Annotated in this window: 31 protein-coding genes; 22 read left to right on the forward strand and 9 right to left on the reverse strand. The window is 69.1% G+C overall.

Annotation, left to right across the window (positions count from 1 at the left end; all coding sequences use genetic code 11):
- Window positions 1-222: 222 nt before the first annotated feature.
- From ACWCQM_RS11655 to ACWCQM_RS11760, 22 genes are all read left to right on the forward strand, one after another.
- The gene (locus tag ACWCQM_RS11655) at window positions 223-576 is read left to right on the forward strand and encodes an HNH endonuclease (RefSeq protein WP_450915109.1); all 354 of its coding nucleotides are present in this window, start codon (window positions 223-225) and stop codon (window positions 574-576) included.
- A complete protein-coding gene (locus tag ACWCQM_RS11660) occupies window positions 576-1,109 on the forward strand; it encodes a single-stranded DNA-binding protein (protein WP_450915110.1) in 534 nt (177 codons plus the stop codon). Before ACWCQM_RS11655 ends, ACWCQM_RS11660 begins: the two co-directional genes overlap by 1 nt.
- Window positions 1,110-1,286: 177 nt before the next feature.
- The gene (locus tag ACWCQM_RS11665; RefSeq protein WP_450915111.1) at window positions 1,287-1,589 is read left to right on the forward strand and encodes a hypothetical protein; all 303 of its coding nucleotides are present in this window, start codon (window positions 1,287-1,289) and stop codon (window positions 1,587-1,589) included.
- A 127-nt stretch (window positions 1,590-1,716) separates the two neighbouring features.
- Entirely contained in the window at window positions 1,717-1,995 is a 279-nt protein-coding gene (locus ACWCQM_RS11670; protein ID WP_450915112.1) for a hypothetical protein, read from the forward strand.
- Between the two features lie 146 nt (window positions 1,996-2,141).
- Window positions 2,142-2,321 carry a hypothetical protein gene (locus tag ACWCQM_RS11675; protein WP_450915113.1) on the forward strand — a complete coding sequence of 60 codons (180 nt, stop codon included), beginning with the start codon at window positions 2,142-2,144 and terminating at the stop codon, window positions 2,319-2,321.
- A 32-nt stretch (window positions 2,322-2,353) separates the two neighbouring features.
- The gene (locus ACWCQM_RS11680) at window positions 2,354-2,827 is read left to right on the forward strand and encodes a hypothetical protein (RefSeq protein ID WP_450915114.1); all 474 of its coding nucleotides are present in this window, start codon (window positions 2,354-2,356) and stop codon (window positions 2,825-2,827) included.
- On the forward strand, window positions 2,824-2,964 hold the full coding sequence (locus ACWCQM_RS11685; RefSeq protein WP_450915115.1) for a hypothetical protein: 141 nt from the start codon (window positions 2,824-2,826) through the stop codon (window positions 2,962-2,964). The genes ACWCQM_RS11680 and ACWCQM_RS11685 overlap by 4 nt, the downstream gene beginning before the upstream one ends.
- Complete coding sequence (locus ACWCQM_RS11690; protein WP_450915116.1) at window positions 2,961-3,344, forward strand: hypothetical protein; 384 nt, start codon at window positions 2,961-2,963, stop codon at window positions 3,342-3,344. Before ACWCQM_RS11685 ends, ACWCQM_RS11690 begins: the two co-directional genes overlap by 4 nt.
- A 71-nt stretch (window positions 3,345-3,415) precedes the next feature.
- Window positions 3,416-3,865 (forward strand): hypothetical protein, encoded by a 450-nt coding sequence (locus tag ACWCQM_RS11695; protein WP_450915117.1) that lies wholly within the window; start codon window positions 3,416-3,418, stop codon window positions 3,863-3,865.
- Between the two features lie 23 nt (window positions 3,866-3,888).
- Window positions 3,889-4,089, forward strand: coding sequence for a hypothetical protein (locus ACWCQM_RS11700; protein WP_450915118.1), 201 nt, complete (start codon window positions 3,889-3,891; stop codon window positions 4,087-4,089).
- 2 nt (window positions 4,090-4,091) lie between these two features.
- Window positions 4,092-4,733, forward strand: coding sequence for a DUF4326 domain-containing protein (locus ACWCQM_RS11705; protein ID WP_450915119.1), 642 nt, complete (start codon window positions 4,092-4,094; stop codon window positions 4,731-4,733).
- Window positions 4,734-4,735: 2 nt separating this feature from the next.
- Window positions 4,736-5,077: a MazG-like family protein gene (locus ACWCQM_RS11710; protein WP_450915120.1), complete on the forward strand. Its 342-nt coding sequence runs from the start codon at window positions 4,736-4,738 to the stop codon at window positions 5,075-5,077.
- Window positions 5,074-5,613, forward strand: a complete 540-nt coding sequence (locus ACWCQM_RS11715; protein WP_450915121.1) for a helix-turn-helix domain-containing protein — start codon at window positions 5,074-5,076, stop codon at window positions 5,611-5,613. The genes ACWCQM_RS11710 and ACWCQM_RS11715 overlap by 4 nt, the downstream gene beginning before the upstream one ends.
- A 95-nt stretch (window positions 5,614-5,708) precedes the next feature.
- Window positions 5,709-5,939: a hypothetical protein gene (locus ACWCQM_RS11720; RefSeq protein WP_450915122.1), complete on the forward strand. Its 231-nt coding sequence runs from the start codon at window positions 5,709-5,711 to the stop codon at window positions 5,937-5,939.
- A complete protein-coding gene (locus ACWCQM_RS11725) occupies window positions 5,936-6,157 on the forward strand; it encodes a hypothetical protein (RefSeq protein WP_450915123.1) in 222 nt (73 codons plus the stop codon). Before ACWCQM_RS11720 ends, ACWCQM_RS11725 begins: the two co-directional genes overlap by 4 nt.
- Window positions 6,154-6,429 (forward strand): hypothetical protein, encoded by a 276-nt coding sequence (locus tag ACWCQM_RS11730; RefSeq protein WP_450915124.1) that lies wholly within the window; start codon window positions 6,154-6,156, stop codon window positions 6,427-6,429. Before ACWCQM_RS11725 ends, ACWCQM_RS11730 begins: the two co-directional genes overlap by 4 nt.
- Window positions 6,426-6,701 (forward strand): hypothetical protein, encoded by a 276-nt coding sequence (locus ACWCQM_RS11735; protein ID WP_450915125.1) that lies wholly within the window; start codon window positions 6,426-6,428, stop codon window positions 6,699-6,701. The genes ACWCQM_RS11730 and ACWCQM_RS11735 overlap by 4 nt, the downstream gene beginning before the upstream one ends.
- Entirely contained in the window at window positions 6,698-7,150 is a 453-nt protein-coding gene (locus ACWCQM_RS11740) for a hypothetical protein (RefSeq protein ID WP_450915126.1), read from the forward strand. The genes ACWCQM_RS11735 and ACWCQM_RS11740 overlap by 4 nt, the downstream gene beginning before the upstream one ends.
- Complete coding sequence (locus ACWCQM_RS11745; RefSeq protein WP_450915127.1) at window positions 7,147-7,581, forward strand: hypothetical protein; 435 nt, start codon at window positions 7,147-7,149, stop codon at window positions 7,579-7,581. Before ACWCQM_RS11740 ends, ACWCQM_RS11745 begins: the two co-directional genes overlap by 4 nt.
- A gap of 243 nt (window positions 7,582-7,824) precedes the next feature.
- Window positions 7,825-8,160 (forward strand): DUF6233 domain-containing protein, encoded by a 336-nt coding sequence (locus ACWCQM_RS11750; RefSeq protein WP_450915128.1) that lies wholly within the window; start codon window positions 7,825-7,827, stop codon window positions 8,158-8,160.
- 115 nt (window positions 8,161-8,275) lie between these two features.
- Window positions 8,276-8,836 carry a hypothetical protein gene (locus ACWCQM_RS11755; protein ID WP_450915129.1) on the forward strand — a complete coding sequence of 187 codons (561 nt, stop codon included), beginning with the start codon at window positions 8,276-8,278 and terminating at the stop codon, window positions 8,834-8,836.
- Window positions 8,837-8,865: 29 nt separating this feature from the next.
- The gene (locus tag ACWCQM_RS11760) at window positions 8,866-9,573 is read left to right on the forward strand and encodes a hypothetical protein (RefSeq protein ID WP_450915130.1); all 708 of its coding nucleotides are present in this window, start codon (window positions 8,866-8,868) and stop codon (window positions 9,571-9,573) included.
- Between the two features lie 64 nt (window positions 9,574-9,637).
- Here the strand turns inward: ACWCQM_RS11760 and ACWCQM_RS11765 are convergent, their stop codons facing one another.
- From ACWCQM_RS11765 to ACWCQM_RS11805, 9 genes are all read right to left on the reverse strand, one after another.
- Window positions 9,638-10,012 (reverse strand): hypothetical protein, encoded by a 375-nt coding sequence (locus ACWCQM_RS11765; protein ID WP_450915131.1) that lies wholly within the window; start codon window positions 10,010-10,012, stop codon window positions 9,638-9,640.
- Entirely contained in the window at window positions 10,005-10,511 is a 507-nt protein-coding gene (locus ACWCQM_RS11770; RefSeq protein WP_450915132.1) for a hypothetical protein, read from the reverse strand. The genes ACWCQM_RS11765 and ACWCQM_RS11770 overlap by 8 nt, the downstream gene beginning before the upstream one ends.
- 73 nt (window positions 10,512-10,584) lie before the next feature.
- Window positions 10,585-11,637: a PhlD gene (locus ACWCQM_RS11775; RefSeq protein ID WP_450915268.1), complete on the reverse strand. Its 1,053-nt coding sequence runs from the start codon at window positions 11,635-11,637 to the stop codon at window positions 10,585-10,587.
- A gap of 126 nt (window positions 11,638-11,763) precedes the next feature.
- Entirely contained in the window at window positions 11,764-12,591 is an 828-nt protein-coding gene (locus ACWCQM_RS11780) for an MmyB family transcriptional regulator (protein WP_450915133.1), read from the reverse strand.
- A 463-nt stretch (window positions 12,592-13,054) separates the two neighbouring features.
- On the reverse strand, window positions 13,055-13,216 hold the full coding sequence (locus tag ACWCQM_RS11785; RefSeq protein ID WP_450915134.1) for a zinc finger domain-containing protein: 162 nt from the start codon (window positions 13,214-13,216) through the stop codon (window positions 13,055-13,057).
- A 15-nt stretch (window positions 13,217-13,231) separates the two neighbouring features.
- Window positions 13,232-13,627 carry a hypothetical protein gene (locus ACWCQM_RS11790; protein ID WP_450915135.1) on the reverse strand — a complete coding sequence of 132 codons (396 nt, stop codon included), beginning with the start codon at window positions 13,625-13,627 and terminating at the stop codon, window positions 13,232-13,234.
- Window positions 13,624-13,878: a hypothetical protein gene (locus tag ACWCQM_RS11795; protein ID WP_450915136.1), complete on the reverse strand. Its 255-nt coding sequence runs from the start codon at window positions 13,876-13,878 to the stop codon at window positions 13,624-13,626. Before ACWCQM_RS11795 ends, ACWCQM_RS11790 begins: the two co-directional genes overlap by 4 nt.
- Window positions 13,875-14,024: a hypothetical protein gene (locus ACWCQM_RS11800; RefSeq protein ID WP_450915137.1), complete on the reverse strand. Its 150-nt coding sequence runs from the start codon at window positions 14,022-14,024 to the stop codon at window positions 13,875-13,877. Before ACWCQM_RS11800 ends, ACWCQM_RS11795 begins: the two co-directional genes overlap by 4 nt.
- Window positions 14,021-14,541: hypothetical protein (locus ACWCQM_RS11805; protein WP_450915138.1), on the reverse strand; the 521-nt coding region annotated here is incomplete at its 5' end. The genes ACWCQM_RS11805 and ACWCQM_RS11800, both read right to left, overlap by 4 nt.

Genomic DNA, 14,541 nt, shown 5'->3' on the forward strand with positions numbered 1-14,541 from the left:
GAGCGGGGGCCCAACAGACCATGCCAGATAGCTGGCTGCGATCGCACAGTCGGACTCAGGGGCGCTCGAGGGTGGTGCACTAAGCACTATCAGCGATGGCAAAACACCGGGTCGCCCACCGGATCCAGTCGGCCTCCCGCCGAACAGCGGTTCTTCTCCAAGATCCGCCAACAGGGTGACTGCTGGATATGGACCGCCTGCAGGGACGGGTCCGGCTACGGGATGTTCAGCAACTCGGCTGGCCGCGGTAAGAAGCGGACGGAGCGGGCTCACCGCTGGAGCTACGCCTACCTCCGATGCGAGATACCAGCAGGCCTGGAGATCGACCACCTGTGCCGGAACCGTGGCTGCGTCAATCCATGGCACCTGGAGCCCGTAACGCCCTTGGTGAACTGGGAGAGAGGAATCTCCCCCTGGCGCCTCAATGACCTCAAGGATCGGTGCCATCAGGGGCACCCCTTCACTCCGGACAACACGTACTACCACCCTGCGGGCAGCCGAGTCTGTCGACGGTGCAGGGCCATGCACCAACAAAGGTACGACGAGCGTCAGACCCAGAAGAGGAGAGCAGCCTGATGGCTGGAGAGTGCGTGATAACGATCGTCGGAAACTTGGTCGACGAGCCCGAACTGAGGTGGACCCCGTCCTCTGTGGCGGTCTGCAAGTTCCGTGTGGCATCTACCCCGCGGAAGCTGAACAGGGAGACGAACACGTGGGAGGACGACAAGGACGGGTCGTTGTTCCTCACCTGCTCCGTCTGGCGCCAGGCCGCAGAGAATGCGGCTTCGACGCTACAGAAGGGTATGCGGGTCATCGTGCAGGGCCGGCTGAAGCAGCGTTCCTACGAGGACCGTGAGGGCGTGAAGCGGACGGTGTTCGAGGTTGACGTTGAGGAGGTCGCTGTGAGCCTCCTGCGGGCCACGGCGAAGGTGACGAAGGTGAAGGGCGGCCAGGGGCAGCAGGCGTATCAGGCGGCGCGTCAGCAGCAGGGTGCGGTGTCGGTGGAGGATCCGTGGGCGTCTGGCACTCCGGGTGCGCGGCGGCCGGCGGGCGGGGGCTGGGGTCAGCAGGGTGGCCAGGGCGGGTACTCCGACGAGGCTCCCTTCTGAGCGATAGGCGTGGCGTGTAGGGCTCGACTCCTCTGGGGTCGGGCCCTTTGCGTTGCCCGGGGTTGCCCAATACCGCGTAACGTCTTGCCTATGCCATACCTTAACGGGTACTGTGGTGGGGCCGGCAACAGACTGCACACCGCAGAAGAGTTGCCATAAGGAACGAGGGAGACCGGCATGAACGCTCAGCAGCTCAAGGCCAAGCAGTCGGAAGCCATTGCCCGCGAGTCGCTGAGTCGCCAAACGAACGAGCGCCTCGCCGCGACGTGGATGCTCACCAACGAGCAGGCTCCGACGCGGGAGGTCACCATCCTCCGCGGTTGGCTGCTGGACGAGTTGGAGCGGCGCATGGAGAACGCCACCAACGTGTGGGAGGACCTGTTCCCCGCCGAGACGCCGCGCGACCGCTTCGACGAGTGGCTGACCGCTGACTCCGCCCCCGGCGGCAACTTCGTGAGCCCTCTGTCCTACCTCAGCTAAGGGAACACCTCCATGCTCTGCGACTGCGGCACCTGCTGCGACCAGTGCGGCCACGACGACAACTGCACGTCCCGCACCGCACCCCTGGTCGACCCGTCCGACGACTACACCGCCTGAGGAGCCCGCCATGAACCTGCCGGACATCACCGCACCGAACACGGTTGGCCCGGTCGTCTGGATCCTCTCCGAGGGCGAGATGCACGAGGGCGGCTCGATCGTCGGCGTCTACCTCGACAGGGAGCTGGCCCGGGGTGCGTTGACCGCACGGGCGCAGCATCTGCACGACCGGTTCACGATCAGCGACGCCCGCCAGGACGACGACGGATCTATCCACGTCGAAGGCGGCTGCGACTGGATCGCCCTCGAACCCCACCCGGTCGTTACGTCGCTCGAACTGGACGCCTGACCCTCGACTGCCACACCCGCCCCCGGGGTTGCGGCGAACCCGGCCGGTACCCCCCCACCGGCCGATGAGCCACCGGCCCGACGCCCACACCACGGTGAGCGCGGGCCGGTGGCCCCCACCCAGACCAGAGACCTCTGGAGCCCACCATGAGCCCCTTGCAGCGCCTCATCAACGAAGGCATCCCCGACGGCACGTACGGCCAGGCCGACCACGCCCCGTGGACGCCTGCCACGCAGTTCGCCCACCGGCTCGTCCTGGAGGAAGCCATCAGCGGCTGGACGTGGGTTGACGACCCGAAGAGTCACAGCCGGCGTGATGCCGCGTGACTGCCCTGACCCATCGACCGGAAGGACGCCCCGTGATTACCTCCGACGCCCGTGCCCGCCTCCACGCCATGTTCAACCTGTCCGAGGACAACGAGGCCGAGCTGAACGCCCGCATCGACGCCGTCATCGCCGAGGCTCAGCCCGATCCCACCCCCGAACTGGTTCTGCTGCGCGCCGAAAGCTCCGACCTTGACCACCTGCGCCGGTACGAGCTCCCCCGGATGCACCGCGAGATCGAGCACCACAAGGACGGCAAGGCCCGCTGGCGTGGGCGTGCCGAAGAAGCTGAAGCTCGGGTCGCCGAGTTGCAGACGGCAGCGACCGCCGCGCTCGCACCACACAGGAAGTCCCCGGACTCGCCCCACTGCTCCAGCGACGGAGACCAGTGGCCCTGCCACACCGTGTACGTGCTGGAGCCCACCATCGCATCCCGCGGCCTGCGTCCGGGCGCTGAGGCGGCCCGCCAGGTGAGTCGCTCCCGACAGGACGTCGAGGAGACCCCGTGACCCCAGAGCAGCGGGCCGCGGTCCGTGCGTTGCTCGTCGAGCGTCGCGCCCGCTTGTACGCCCAGGCCCGGTTCACCGCCTCCGGGCGCCGGGCCGCCTGGACCCTCATCCGCACCACCCGGAAGGACACCCGGTGAGCACCGGTACCCGCATCCGCCACCGCACCGCCCCGAGCCCGTACGGCTGCCGGTGGTGCGGTGAAGCCCGCCCCCACCACGGACGGTCCTGGGTGCGCTCCCGTGGCATCCACGTCTGGGAGCAGCCGACTACCGCGCAGATCCTCGCGAGGATGCGGGCCCGTCGCACCCGGCGCCTGACCGTGAGGCCCGTCTATCACGCCGCCACCCGGTGGGTGGCCTCCGGCAACCCGGAGGAAGGCGTCCCGCTCTGTGCCGACTGTTTCACCGAGGGGTGCGCGCCGTGGCGTCGGGTGCAGCGCCGACTGGACCGCATCAGGTGGGGCCTGGACCGTTCCGCACCGTCGAAGCCCGGCACGTGGGGCGCTGAGCCGTGGTGACCACCTGCCCTTCCCCTCGGCACCCGCCTCACCACCATCCGCCGCACCCTCACCAACAAGGAGAACTGACCATGCCCGACACCGTCACCCACCAGGGCCCCCATCCCGAATACGGCGGACTCGAAACCCACGTCGGCACCCGTGAGACTTGCTCCGGCCCCGACTGCGGCCCGCTTGACCCCGAGGACGAGATCCGCGACGCCGTCCTCGACCTCGAAGCCCTCTCCGAAGCCGCGCACGGCGACACCTGGCGCGTCGCCCGCGAAGAGGAGGACGTCTACGACGCCTCGTGCCCCGCCATCGGCATCGAGCCCACCGACCACGACGACCTCGTCTTCCAGGCCGAGAGCATCACCGAGGAAGACGCGGCCTACATCGCCGCCATGGGCCCTGAGACCGGGCGTCTCCTGGCCGACCTCCTCCACGAGATTGCTGAGGGCTGGGGCCCCGAGCTCGACAACCGCCAGGCGATCCAGGAGGCCGCCCGCAAGCTCGCCCACCAGATCAACAACCGTCCCTGACTGCTCCCGAAGGAGAACTGACTGTGGCCAACCTCGACCACGCCACCATCCGCGCCCTGCTCTCCGAGCACCGCCAGAACCAGGACAACGAGGTCGTGGCCCGCCCCGGAGGGGGCTGGCTCATCATCACCGCCAACCACGTCCTGCCCGACGGGCGGATGGACGAGGAGGCGGACACCCGGGACTGCCTCGCCATGTACACCAACGACCGCAAGGAGAACTGACCATGGCCCGCTACGCCATCGAGTTCGGTGCACTCGGCGACACCCGCCCCGTGCCCGACCTCACCGTCCAGGCCACCGACCTCGACACCCTCAACCGTGCCGTCGCCGAGCACGCCCGCCCGCACATCACCCCCGTCCTCACCGAGCTGGGCCGGCCCGAGCTCGCCGACTGCCTGTTCCGCATGAACCAGGACCGGACCATGGGCCAGTTCCTGCACCTCAACCTGGCAACCGGAATGGCCGCAGAGTTCCTGCCCGCCCGAATCACGACGACCCCGGAGCGGATCCAGCGGAAGCGAACCAAGGGCTGGTCCAAGGGGTCTGCGGTCATCGTGTCCCGCCCGTCCCGGTTCGGGAATCCGTTCCTGATCAAGGACGCCATCGAGGCTGAGATGGGGGAGCCGCGGAGCGCCTGCGCCGCCAACTACGGCGAGTGGCTGCGGGTCGGTACCGAGGGCGGCTGGTACGAGGAGACGTACCGGGTTGGCACCCAGGTCTTCGACCGTCGGCGCGTCCTCGCCGACCTCCACACGCTGCGCGGCAAGGACCTCGCGTGCACCTGCCCGCTCCCCGCACCTGGCCAGCCCGACCACTGCCACGCCGCCGTCCTGCTCACCCTCGCCAACGCTCCGAAGGAGAAGTGACCATGTCCGACATGATCACCCCCGACCAGTGGGACACCATCAACCAGCTCGTCGACTGGATCGACCGCAGCAACGGGCGCACCCCGCACGAGGTCGCCATGCGCATCCTCAAGGTCACTGAGGAAGCCGGCGAAGCCGCGTCCGCGTACATCGGGATGACGGGGCAGAACCCGCGGAAGGGTGTCACGCACACCCGGGAGGACGTGTCCGATGAGCTGTGTGACGTGATCCTCGCGGCGGCTGTCGCGCTCGTCTCCGTGGCGGACGGCAAGGCGGAGGGGATCTTGTCCGAGAAGCTCGCCAAGGTCGCTGCGCGGGCCGCGAAGGTGGAGGCCGCTCCGTGACCGCCCCCGTCCGTGTGGGCCCGTCGCCTTCGGGTGGCGGGCCCACGGTCTTCCCGGACCTCGAAGAACTCGTCGCCGACATCGGGGACCGGATTCGTGCCGAACGGCAGCACCGCGGCTGGACTCAAGCCGAGCTCAGCACCCGGGCCGGCGTCCCCGAGAAATGCGTCGGCCTCACCGAACGCGGCATCGGCACCCTCCCCATCGTCCGGCTTGCGCAGCTGTGCGCCGGACTCGGGGTGTCCCTAGGCCACCTGCTGTCTGACGACTGGCAGATGCCTGACCGGAAGGTGAAGCGGTCGCTGCTGACACCACGGCAAGCGCAGGTGTTGGTGGAGTCCCGGTCGGGGCTGCCGTTGTCCGGGATCGGGAAGCGGGTGGGAATCCCGACGCAGGCAGTCGGCGCCCGGTTGTCGGAGGCGTACCGGTTGCTGGGGGTGTCGCATCTGCCGCACGGCCGGCGCAGGGAGGCTGCGATCCGGGCTGCGGTGGAGCAGGGCTTGTTGCCGCCCACGCTCATGGACGACGCAGCGTGACCGTTTTGGGGTGTGGGTCTCCGGATTCCCGGGCCGAGACCCGCACCATCCCCATCTTCGTAACCCACCGTCACATCACGCCTTGGAGGCGCCCCATGCTCCGCCGGCACCTGAACGACATCGTCTACCTGACCCTCCTCCTCGCCTTCGCCATCCCGTACGGGGTGTTCGTCGGGGCGATCCAGGCCCCGCTATGGCTGCACTTGGTCATGACCGGGGTGGCCTGCCTCGTCATAGCCGTCGCGGTTGACCCGCTGTCCCGGGTGAACCTGCGCCAGCTTGAGGACCGTGCCCGGGTGCGCCACGGGCAGGGAGGGGCGTCGTGAAGCGCCGAAAGGGCCGGTGCCGGTACTGCAAGCGCCGCGTAGCCCTGACCCGCCGCCAGTTCCTCTGGGCCCACGGCCCGCAACCCGACGGCTGCCCCGGTACCGGGTCCCGTCCACTCGACGAGCCGGCCCGGTACTGGCCGTCCATGCACTACGGGCACCGGGTGGTCACCATCCCCGGACCCGACACCTGGAACCCCAAGGAGAACGCAGCATGAACATTCAGCCCGGACAGATCTACCGCAGCCTCACGAACCGTCACGCTCACGGGGGCGGTGCAATCAGGATCAAGGTCGTGGGTGAGCCGAACACCATCCCGGGTGGATGGAACTTCGGCAAGGTCGACGTGGTCACCCTCACCGAAACCGGCAGGGAAATTCGCCGCCGCAGCATCGAGGTGACCCAGCTCCACGACAGTGCCATTACCAAGGACGGGAAGCCGCGCCGCACGGGCTACGTCCTGGAACAGTCCGCAGGGGGCGCAGCATGACCGAGCAGGAGACGCACGAGGGACCTGGTGTCTACGGAGGGTGGGAAACCCATCGCGGCAACCGGCACGCGTGCCCGGCCCCGGACTGCGGGCCGCAGGGCATCAGCATCACCCCGAACCCTGACGGCGGGGACAGCGTTCTCATTCACTTCCCGGAGGTGGACTACGTCGACACCCAGGTCTGGTCGGTCGACGTGGGGATTGACACGGACACGCTCCGGGAACTTCGGGACGCCATCGATAAGCACCTCACCAAGGAGACGACAGCATGACCACAGCAGCAGTACGAGCAACGGCCGTGTACGCGGCGCTGACGGCCGCGCACGAGGTAGGCGATTACTGGGTGCAGGTCGACCGGGACGCAGTCGCGAAGGGCGGTCACGGGCACGAGGGCAGGGCGGCGTGCGCACGGCATGTTGCCTCGTACACGGCCACGCAGGCGGTCGCCCTGCTGGCCGCGGACCGGGCGCTGCGCCTCGGCCTGGACTGGCGGCGCGCTGCTGCCGGCCTGGCTGTGTCCGCGGTGACGCACTATGTCGCCGACCGGTCTGGTGGCCGGTGGCGTGAGGAAGGCCCGTCGACCCGGCTGGTGCGGTTCGCCCGGAAGACTGGGCACACAGGCTGGTTGGAGCGGGACCCGGGGGCTGGCCCGCTGCTGGACCAGGCGTGGCACAAGGGGTGGATCGCCGTGGCGGCCGTCGTCGCGGGTGGTGGGCGGTGACAGAGGAGACCGTCGAGGACCGGGAGCGCCGGTACCTGGTGCCTGTGGCCCGCCTGAACCTGGCCGGCCAGCCCGATCTGATCCACCTGTCCGTGTACCAGTGGCTGCCCGCGTTCCAGGCCAGGGCGACGGGGATGGCGATCTGCGGGTACTCCACCCAGCAGGGTGCGCTGCCGAAAGCGAAGGTGACGTGTCCGGAGTGTCTGGCGTACCGGCCGCGGTATGAGCGGATGCTGGCCCCCGGGTATCGGCCGGAGGACGACGACCCGGACGTGCTGCGGAAGCGAGCGGAGAGGGCGGAGCGGCAGGTGGAGCAGGCCAAGGCTCTGGCCGCGAAGTGGCATGAGGCTGCGCGCCGAAAGGACAGTGCCGTGATCCTGGCCGGGGTTGCTGGCGATGTTCTGATGGCTGCCCTGAACGGGGTGGAGTAGCGGTACGGTGCCTGTGAGGGTGCCGCCCCTGCTTGTGGCCCACTGTCCCCCAGGGGATGGTGGGCCACTTTTCGTGTGCCCTGGGGGGTTGTCGTAGGTTGCCGCTGTACCGGTCGTACGCTGGGCGTATGAGTACCCAGACCGGGCCGTGTGCCTCCTGCCGTCAGCCGACCCAGCGGTATGGGCTGGGTGGGAACCCGCTGTGCGCCCCGTGCCGGGCGAAGCTGCCGCCGAGGCCTGTCCGTGTCTGAGCAGGACCGTGAGCCGACTCCGCTGGAGAAGAACCGGGCCCTGGCGGAGTGGCTGGAGTTCCAGTTGCGGCAGGTGCGGGGTCGCATCCGGGAGCTCGAGGTCCAGGAGCAGCAGGAGCGGCAGCGCCGTGAGGCTGCGCATGCCGCGTTGCGGTGGAAGATCCAGCCGCAGCGGTCGAACGCGCAGGCTCTGCTGCACCGCGGGGACTGCTCGCTGTATGCAATGGATGGCGGGTTCATCAACCGCGAGGACGCGATGATCGCCCTGGCGGAGCCGGACATTCATCCGTGCGAGATCTGCCGGCCGGAGACTGGGCTCACATCGTAAGGGCCGTTTGAGCTGGGATTTCTGATTTGGTGTCACTCTTCTGGGTGACCCCTCTTGCCTGGAGTCGTATCGTTCGATACATTACTCATGTACCGATCGAAACGAGGGGGACTTGATGGCCGCCATCACCACCACCGAAGCCGCCACCCAGGCCGACGTCACCGTCGCCACCATCCGCACCTGGGCCCGCCGCGGTGTCGTCACCGCCGCGAAGCAGGCCGGCCGGTGGGCCATCGACAGCATCTCCCTCGCCCGTCGCATCGCCATCGGCGCCCGCCGCGCCAGGAAGCAGGCCCCCGTGACGCTCGACCTGACCGCCAGCATCACCCTGCCGCCCGCGTACAAGGGCGACACCTCAGAGACGTACACCCCCATCGTCAAGCGGCGCATCGACAAGCGGACCGGCGCGAACATGATCACGGTCCGGAACTGGTTCCCGCTGGTCGCCGACAAGCTGGCCGGCATCCCCGACGAGGGCACCCGCATCCACTGCATGAACATCCTCAAGACAACGGTCATCGTCATCACCGACACCCCGGACCCCGAGTGGGCCGGCGACCCGCAGGCCCGCGAGGACGGCCAGCTCCGCACCTCCTACCGCGGCGGCGTTCCCCAGGTCACCATCGCTGACGTCCTCGACCTTGCCGCGCAGCTCCGCACCCAGCTCGCCAGCTGACACCCGACCACCCAGAGCAGGAGCAGCACATGGACATCACGACCAGCCCGCGCGACACCGGGATCTACGCCATCCGTCAGGTAGGCATGCAGCGCTGGCCCGCCGGCGATTCGACGTGGCAGGCGCCGGGCGTCCGGGTCACGCTGATGGACGGACGCAAGCAGCTCGCCGACATCAAGCTGGAGGTGGCGGCGAGCAAGGCCGAGGACGTCGCGCAGGATGTAGCGGACGGCATCGAGCCGTGGGTCAAGACGCTCCGCTCTCTGGTCATCGTCGCCGGTCTGCGCGCCGAGCTGGAATCGGTGAACGCCTTGACTCTGGTCATCGAGGACCAGCACTGGGGGCCCGATGACGAAACGCAGAGCGAGCTTGCCTACATGGCCCAGCGCCTCAATCTGGATGGCCCTCTCGGGGCCAGCACCTGCCAGCAGGCTGCCGAGTACCTCGGCCAGCAGATCGCGCGCGGCCAGCGCCTCGCTTTGGCCTACGCCCCCGATACGGCCACGGCCACGATCCACCCAGCGTGGGAGCTTCCGCCGGTGCTGCTGGAGCGGCCGGGTGACAGCTTGGCCTCCGCGGTGGCTGGGGAGCTTCTTGCCGGATGGGCGTCGGTGCGCGACCAGCGGGACCCGCTGATCACGTGGGCGGTGCGGGACGCAGAAACCAGCCGCAGCGACGTGCAGCGCATCACCGGCGTGTCCCGCAGCACCATCAACCGGCTCCTCCCCGAAGCCTGACCCCCTGCCCAGCTGCGCCCCCGCTTGGCCTAACGGTCGGGCGGGGGCGCTGTCGTGCGTGGGGTCAGGCATCCTCGGTGACGGGATGCAGCACGAGGCTTTCTCCATCTCCGGGTTCCCACCGGTACAACTTGCCGAAAAGTCGCACGATGACGCACGGTGCGGTCACCTTCTCGGTCCAGACCTCGTTCGGTCGGTCCGGGTCGATCTGGCGGCGGCCCTCCGGCGTCAGTACGAAGCGGTGGTAGTGGATGGTGCGCTGCCCGTCAGGCTCGGTGACGACGGTCAGGTCGGTACTGGTGGGTACGTTGCGGGGGTCGATGTCGTTGGCGAGCAGCCAGGCCCGGACAGCGATGATCTGGGTGGCTTCGATGTCCGGGGTCGAGTCGCCGGGGCGGTAGACAACTGTGGTGATGCTGGTCCCGGGCTGCTCAGGCATTGGCCCCCTCCTCCGGCTCTGCGGCCCGGGGCAGCACCTTGGACCGGTGGAGCGGGGTGGTGGCAATGTCGCCGGCTGCTTGCTGCTCGGACAGCAGGTAGTACGTCTTCCCGCCGTCGGTGGAGAACGCCTCCGAGTGCCGGCGGGACTGCCACAGCGGGGACTGGGTCAGACCTTCGGCGTGCCGGTCGATCCACTCGGCAGGGTCGTCGGTCAGTTCAGAGAGCGGCTCCCACTTGAGCAGCTTCTCCAGGTAGGCGATGGCGTACGGGGCGCTCCCGCCGCTGTGTCCCATGCGGGCGAAAGCGTGGACGACGTTGCAGAGGCCGCGGATGGTGTCGGGGTCCTCGCCGAGGAGGCGGAGTTCGCGGCGGGCGTGGGTGACGAGGTTCGACTCTTCGGTTCGGGCCTTGGGGAGGGTGCCGCTCGAGGTTGTGGCTGCTGACTCGAGGGCGCCGGGGATAGCGGGGGCTTCGCTGCTGCTCCGGGAAGGGCTCATGTCTCCATGCTGTGCCCGCTGGCCGGGTTTGTTGCCCCCGCCCGGGTGCGGCCGGTGCGGAGGCGGTGAGGGGTCAGGCGTGCCAGGTGCCGCGGATGACTGCGGTGTTGAACCCTGGCCCGTAGGCGACCAGGAGGCCGTGGGCGCCGTCGTGCGGGGGGTCGTCGTGGGTGCGTTCGAGGACGCGGAGGACGGACGGCCCGCCAAGGTTGCCTTCGTCGATCAACGTGTCGGTGCTGTGGCGGGTGTCGTGGTCGTCGAGGCCGAGGGCGCGGGCGGTGTCGGTGATGATGCGCGGGCTGCCGGGGTGGATGGCTGCCCAGTCGACGAGGGTGTGGGGGCCGAGCCAGTCGAGGAGGGCGGGCAGGACGTCGTCCGCGGCGGTCAACGCTTCCTTCGTGGAGTCGAAGTGGAACCCGGTGTGGTCGGCGCGGCCGGCGTAGCGGGGGAGGCTGTTCGGGAGGACGTGTTCGTACGTGTCCTGGGGGCCGCCGATGCGGATGCTGGGGCCTAGGGGTTGGTCGGTGACGATCGTGGCGGCTGCGGAGTCTCCGAACAGGGCTTTGTAGATCATGTGCTCGACCTGGTTGTCGGCGTGGTTGTAGACGGCGGAGATGACTTCGGCGGCGACGACGAGGGTGCGGGTGCCGGGTCGTGCCGCGGTCATGTCGACGGCGCGGATGAGGGCTTGGACGCCGCCGGCGCAGGCCATGGTCGTCAATGCGATACGCCGGGTGTGGGGGCGCAGGCCGAGGCGTTCCATGAGGTGGATGTCGAGGTTGGGGACGGAGAACCCGGTGGAGTGGGTGGTGATGATGGTGTCGATGTCGCCGGGCTCGAGCTGGTGGGTGGCGAGGAGTTGGCGGCAGGCCTGCTCGGCAAGGTCGAGGGCGTCCCCGAACGCTGCGGTGGACCGGTCTCCGATGCCCGCGGTGCCGGCCACGGTCGGCGACTCGAGCGGTCGGGTGAAGTACCGGGTTTGCACGCCCATGTTGGCGAGGATGCGGGGCAGGGACCGGAGCCTGGGGTGGTCTGGGTGGTGGTGACGGATGTCGTCGATGATCTCGGCGGTGGTGACTTTGTGGGCCGGGAACACCGTCACGGGGCGGGCTATGTAGGCGGGCACGGCATCCTCCGGCAGGTCCATGTGCGACGGCAGGGTGGGGCGTGTCCACACGCTACGGGACAGGGGGCGGATCATTCCCCCTGTCCCGGTAACAGCATGCGTGGTCGGTTTGTGCTGGCCAGGGGTTTACCGGGAGCGGAGGACCGGTGTCCGTTCGTGAGCGCGCTGCTCACCGGGGTGGAAAATCAGCGTGATGTGGCGTGCCCCTGGGGCGGTCAGCGGCTGTGCTGCGCACATGGTGACCCAGCCGGGCCCATCAGCTGAGTGCAGGATGGGCCGTTCGTCGCCGTCGGGGTGGATGTAGGCGCCGCCAGCCTTGTAGATGGGGGCGCAGTCCGGGTCGGCGAGGATGTCCCGCTCCAGGCGCTGGAGGGTGTTGTCGTCGGGCCGTGCGGCAAGGGCGGCTTGGAGCTGGGGGAGGACGAGGGGTGCCCAGGCGGTGTGCCAGTCGGTGAGCATGCGGCGCCCGTCACGGTCGAGCATCATCCACCGCATGACGTTCCACGGGATGCGCCCTTCGGGGAAGAGGCGGGCGAAGGGTTTGTTGTAGGCGATGAGGTCCCAGGATGCGTCGGTGACGTAGGCGGGGTGGCCTTGGTCGTCGACGACTTCCTGCCATACGCCGGGGACTTCTTTCCCGGAGGCGGGGGTGAGGGGGCCGGGGGGGTCGCCGATCCCGGCGTACCGGCAGGCGGCGATCCATTCCTGCTCGTTGAGGCAGAGAAGGGTGGCGACGCGGCGCAGAAGGTGGACGTCCGCGGCAGTGGTCCCGGATTCGAGGTTGCGGTAGGCGCCAAGGGACACGTTGCACAGGTCGGCGACCTGTTGCTGGGTGAGGCCGGGGCGGCGGCCCGGTCCGGGGACGTACCGGGGGAGGTTGTGCGCGGTGGGGTCGATCAGTGCGCGGCGTTCCTCGAGGAGCTTCTTCAGTGCTGCTTTGCGGGTGCTGTGCATGTTCGGTGAATTCCCCCCGTGTGGTTGTCATGGTGTGTGCCACGGATCGGCGGCTGCCTTTATGTGCATGGTTGATGACGATAAATCGCAGGACTGACTTTACGTGGTGTCAGGGCGGCATGATGGGGGGCGTGGGGCAACCCCTGCTGGTCTACCGGCTGGTAGGGGCGTTGTGCCACGCGACGGGGTTCCTGGCCAAACCTTTACCGTGTGTTCGGGTGTGGTCTCTCGCAGCGGAATCCCGTTACAGATTCGGAACAGTGGTGGGGATACCGGAACGCGTACGGCCCGAATTCTGCCATTCAGGGGCGGAGTGTTTCGCAGCACGGGTCTAGGCCTCTGGTATTCCCGCCACCATTCCGGCATTTCTGTCCCGAATACTGCCCCGTGCCGGCTCACCCCCAGCCTGGCACGGGGCTTTCGCATGCCCGCCCGGGGTGTGGGGTCCCCGGGCGGCCGGGGGTCAGGTGGTCTTGCTGTCGCGGTAGAGCTCGGCGCGCTCCGGGTGGACGCCCTTCATCCGGCGGCCGGTCGTGCCGTAGCAGGCCGCCCCGGGGGCGCTGCCGCACTCGGGGCAGGTGACCATCAGCTCGGGCCTGTGAATGGTGGGTTCGCGTCGGGGCATTCGGGTCTCCGTGGGTCAGGCGGTGGTGGTGCGGGCGGTCACGCACTTCGGGTAGGGGCAGTCCGTCACCGGTGCCGTGTGGTGGAGGTCGCACATGCGGCGGGTGTGGGTGCACTGCCCGGCGGTGAGACGGGTGACCTCGGCCTCCAGCTCGGTGACGCGCGGCTTGTGACGGCAGTGGGCGAGACCGTCCCGGAGCGCGACGTTCTCAGCGCGGAGCTGGTCGCGCTCCTGAACGGCTTCGCAGGTGCGGTTGTTGTGCTCGCGCGCTTCGGCGAGTTCCCCGGCGGCGTCGTCCAGGTGCTGCTCCAGCTCGGCGACGAGCCCCGCCAGGGCTTCGGCTTCGGCGGGGAGGAGTACGCCGCGTCGCAGCCGGTCGAGGAGGTGGTGGAGGCGGGGCTGCTCGCTCATCGGGTCGGCTCCTCGGCGGCGGCAGGCGCGTAGTCGATGTGCGGGATGCCTGCCATGACCATGGCGCCGCAGTAGTCGCAGTGGTACTGACCGAGCGGTGCGCCAACCAGTTGCTGCGGCTCCCACGGCCACGGGCAGCGTTCGCCGTTCTCGTTCAGCGGTGCGGTGATGGTTAGGTCCGTTGCCAGGTCAATCTCGGTAGCGTCTGCGGGCTCGATGTCCGTCCAGGCGCGCAGCTGCTGCTTGGTCATGTCGGTTCTCCTTCGGTGGTGTGGCGTCCTGTGTTCCCGTCTCCGGGCCCGTGCCGCCTGCGGTGTCCGTGGTGGAGCAGGAGGGCGGCGGCGGCGCCCAGGGAGGCGCACAGGGCGGCGTGCAGGGCGGCTTGGGGCAGAGTCACGGGGCGGGGTGGTAGCGGCGGCAGGTGCACCCGTCGTGCAGGCAGGCCCCGTAGCGGAGGTGGCTGTCCAGCACGTGCTGGCAGTCGTCGCAGCGGGCGGCAAGCAGCGCGGCCGTGGGCGAGACGGGCACCTCGGCCACGTCAGGGGTGGGCTGCTGCGCCTCGGCGGCCATGCGGCGGAGCACGGCGGTGGCCCAGCGGGCGCCGTTGTCGAACATGTCGATGTAGTCGTCGGGCAGGTCGGTGGCGTCCACCCGGTCGGCGGCCTCGTTCAGGACCGTGGCCCGGTCGGCTCGGAGCTCTGCCAGTTCGTTGTCCGCGACAGCCATGACGGCGTCGAGCATGTGCTGTCCGTCGTCGAGGACCCAGCCGTCGGTGTCGCGGATCGCTGCCGCGTACCGGGCGCGGCGGTCGACGGTGGTCGCGGTCTCCGGTTGCCCGGTGGTGGTGCCGAGCACCTGCCGGGCCACCGCGAGAGCAGTGGCCGTCTCGCACGGCCACACGGCGGCCTGGCCGT

It is taken from the genome of Streptomyces sp. NPDC002125 (assembly GCF_053593715.1).

Excerpts from the sequence above, each read along its gene's own strand:
- ACWCQM_RS11655 (WP_450915109.1), top strand. The coding sequence starts at position 223 with ATGTTCAGCAACTCGGCTGGCCGCGGTAAGAAGCGGACGGAGCGGGCT.
- ACWCQM_RS11660 (WP_450915110.1), top strand. The coding sequence starts at position 576 with ATGGCTGGAGAGTGCGTGATAACGATCGTCGGAAACTTGGTCGACGAG.
- ACWCQM_RS11665 (WP_450915111.1), top strand. The coding sequence starts at position 1,287 with ATGAACGCTCAGCAGCTCAAGGCCAAGCAGTCGGAAGCCATTGCCCGC.
- ACWCQM_RS11670 (WP_450915112.1), top strand. The coding sequence starts at position 1,717 with ATGAACCTGCCGGACATCACCGCACCGAACACGGTTGGCCCGGTCGTC.
- ACWCQM_RS11675 (WP_450915113.1), top strand. The coding sequence starts at position 2,142 with ATGAGCCCCTTGCAGCGCCTCATCAACGAAGGCATCCCCGACGGCACG.
- ACWCQM_RS11695 (WP_450915117.1), top strand. The coding sequence starts at position 3,416 with ATGCCCGACACCGTCACCCACCAGGGCCCCCATCCCGAATACGGCGGA.
- ACWCQM_RS11705 (WP_450915119.1), top strand. The coding sequence starts at position 4,092 with ATGGCCCGCTACGCCATCGAGTTCGGTGCACTCGGCGACACCCGCCCC.
- ACWCQM_RS11710 (WP_450915120.1), top strand. The coding sequence starts at position 4,736 with ATGTCCGACATGATCACCCCCGACCAGTGGGACACCATCAACCAGCTC.
- ACWCQM_RS11720 (WP_450915122.1), top strand. The coding sequence starts at position 5,709 with ATGCTCCGCCGGCACCTGAACGACATCGTCTACCTGACCCTCCTCCTC.
- ACWCQM_RS11730 (WP_450915124.1), top strand. The coding sequence starts at position 6,154 with ATGAACATTCAGCCCGGACAGATCTACCGCAGCCTCACGAACCGTCAC.
- ACWCQM_RS11735 (WP_450915125.1), top strand. The coding sequence starts at position 6,426 with ATGACCGAGCAGGAGACGCACGAGGGACCTGGTGTCTACGGAGGGTGG.
- ACWCQM_RS11740 (WP_450915126.1), top strand. The coding sequence starts at position 6,698 with ATGACCACAGCAGCAGTACGAGCAACGGCCGTGTACGCGGCGCTGACG.
- ACWCQM_RS11755 (WP_450915129.1), top strand. The coding sequence starts at position 8,276 with ATGGCCGCCATCACCACCACCGAAGCCGCCACCCAGGCCGACGTCACC.
- ACWCQM_RS11760 (WP_450915130.1), top strand. The coding sequence starts at position 8,866 with ATGGACATCACGACCAGCCCGCGCGACACCGGGATCTACGCCATCCGT.
- ACWCQM_RS11765 (WP_450915131.1), bottom strand. The coding sequence starts at position 10,012 with ATGCCTGAGCAGCCCGGGACCAGCATCACCACAGTTGTCTACCGCCCC.
- ACWCQM_RS11770 (WP_450915132.1), bottom strand. The coding sequence starts at position 10,511 with ATGAGCCCTTCCCGGAGCAGCAGCGAAGCCCCCGCTATCCCCGGCGCC.
- ACWCQM_RS11780 (WP_450915133.1), bottom strand. The coding sequence starts at position 12,591 with ATGCACAGCACCCGCAAAGCAGCACTGAAGAAGCTCCTCGAGGAACGC.
- ACWCQM_RS11785 (WP_450915134.1), bottom strand. The coding sequence starts at position 13,216 with ATGCCCCGACGCGAACCCACCATTCACAGGCCCGAGCTGATGGTCACC.
- ACWCQM_RS11790 (WP_450915135.1), bottom strand. The coding sequence starts at position 13,627 with ATGAGCGAGCAGCCCCGCCTCCACCACCTCCTCGACCGGCTGCGACGC.
- ACWCQM_RS11795 (WP_450915136.1), bottom strand. The coding sequence starts at position 13,878 with ATGACCAAGCAGCAGCTGCGCGCCTGGACGGACATCGAGCCCGCAGAC.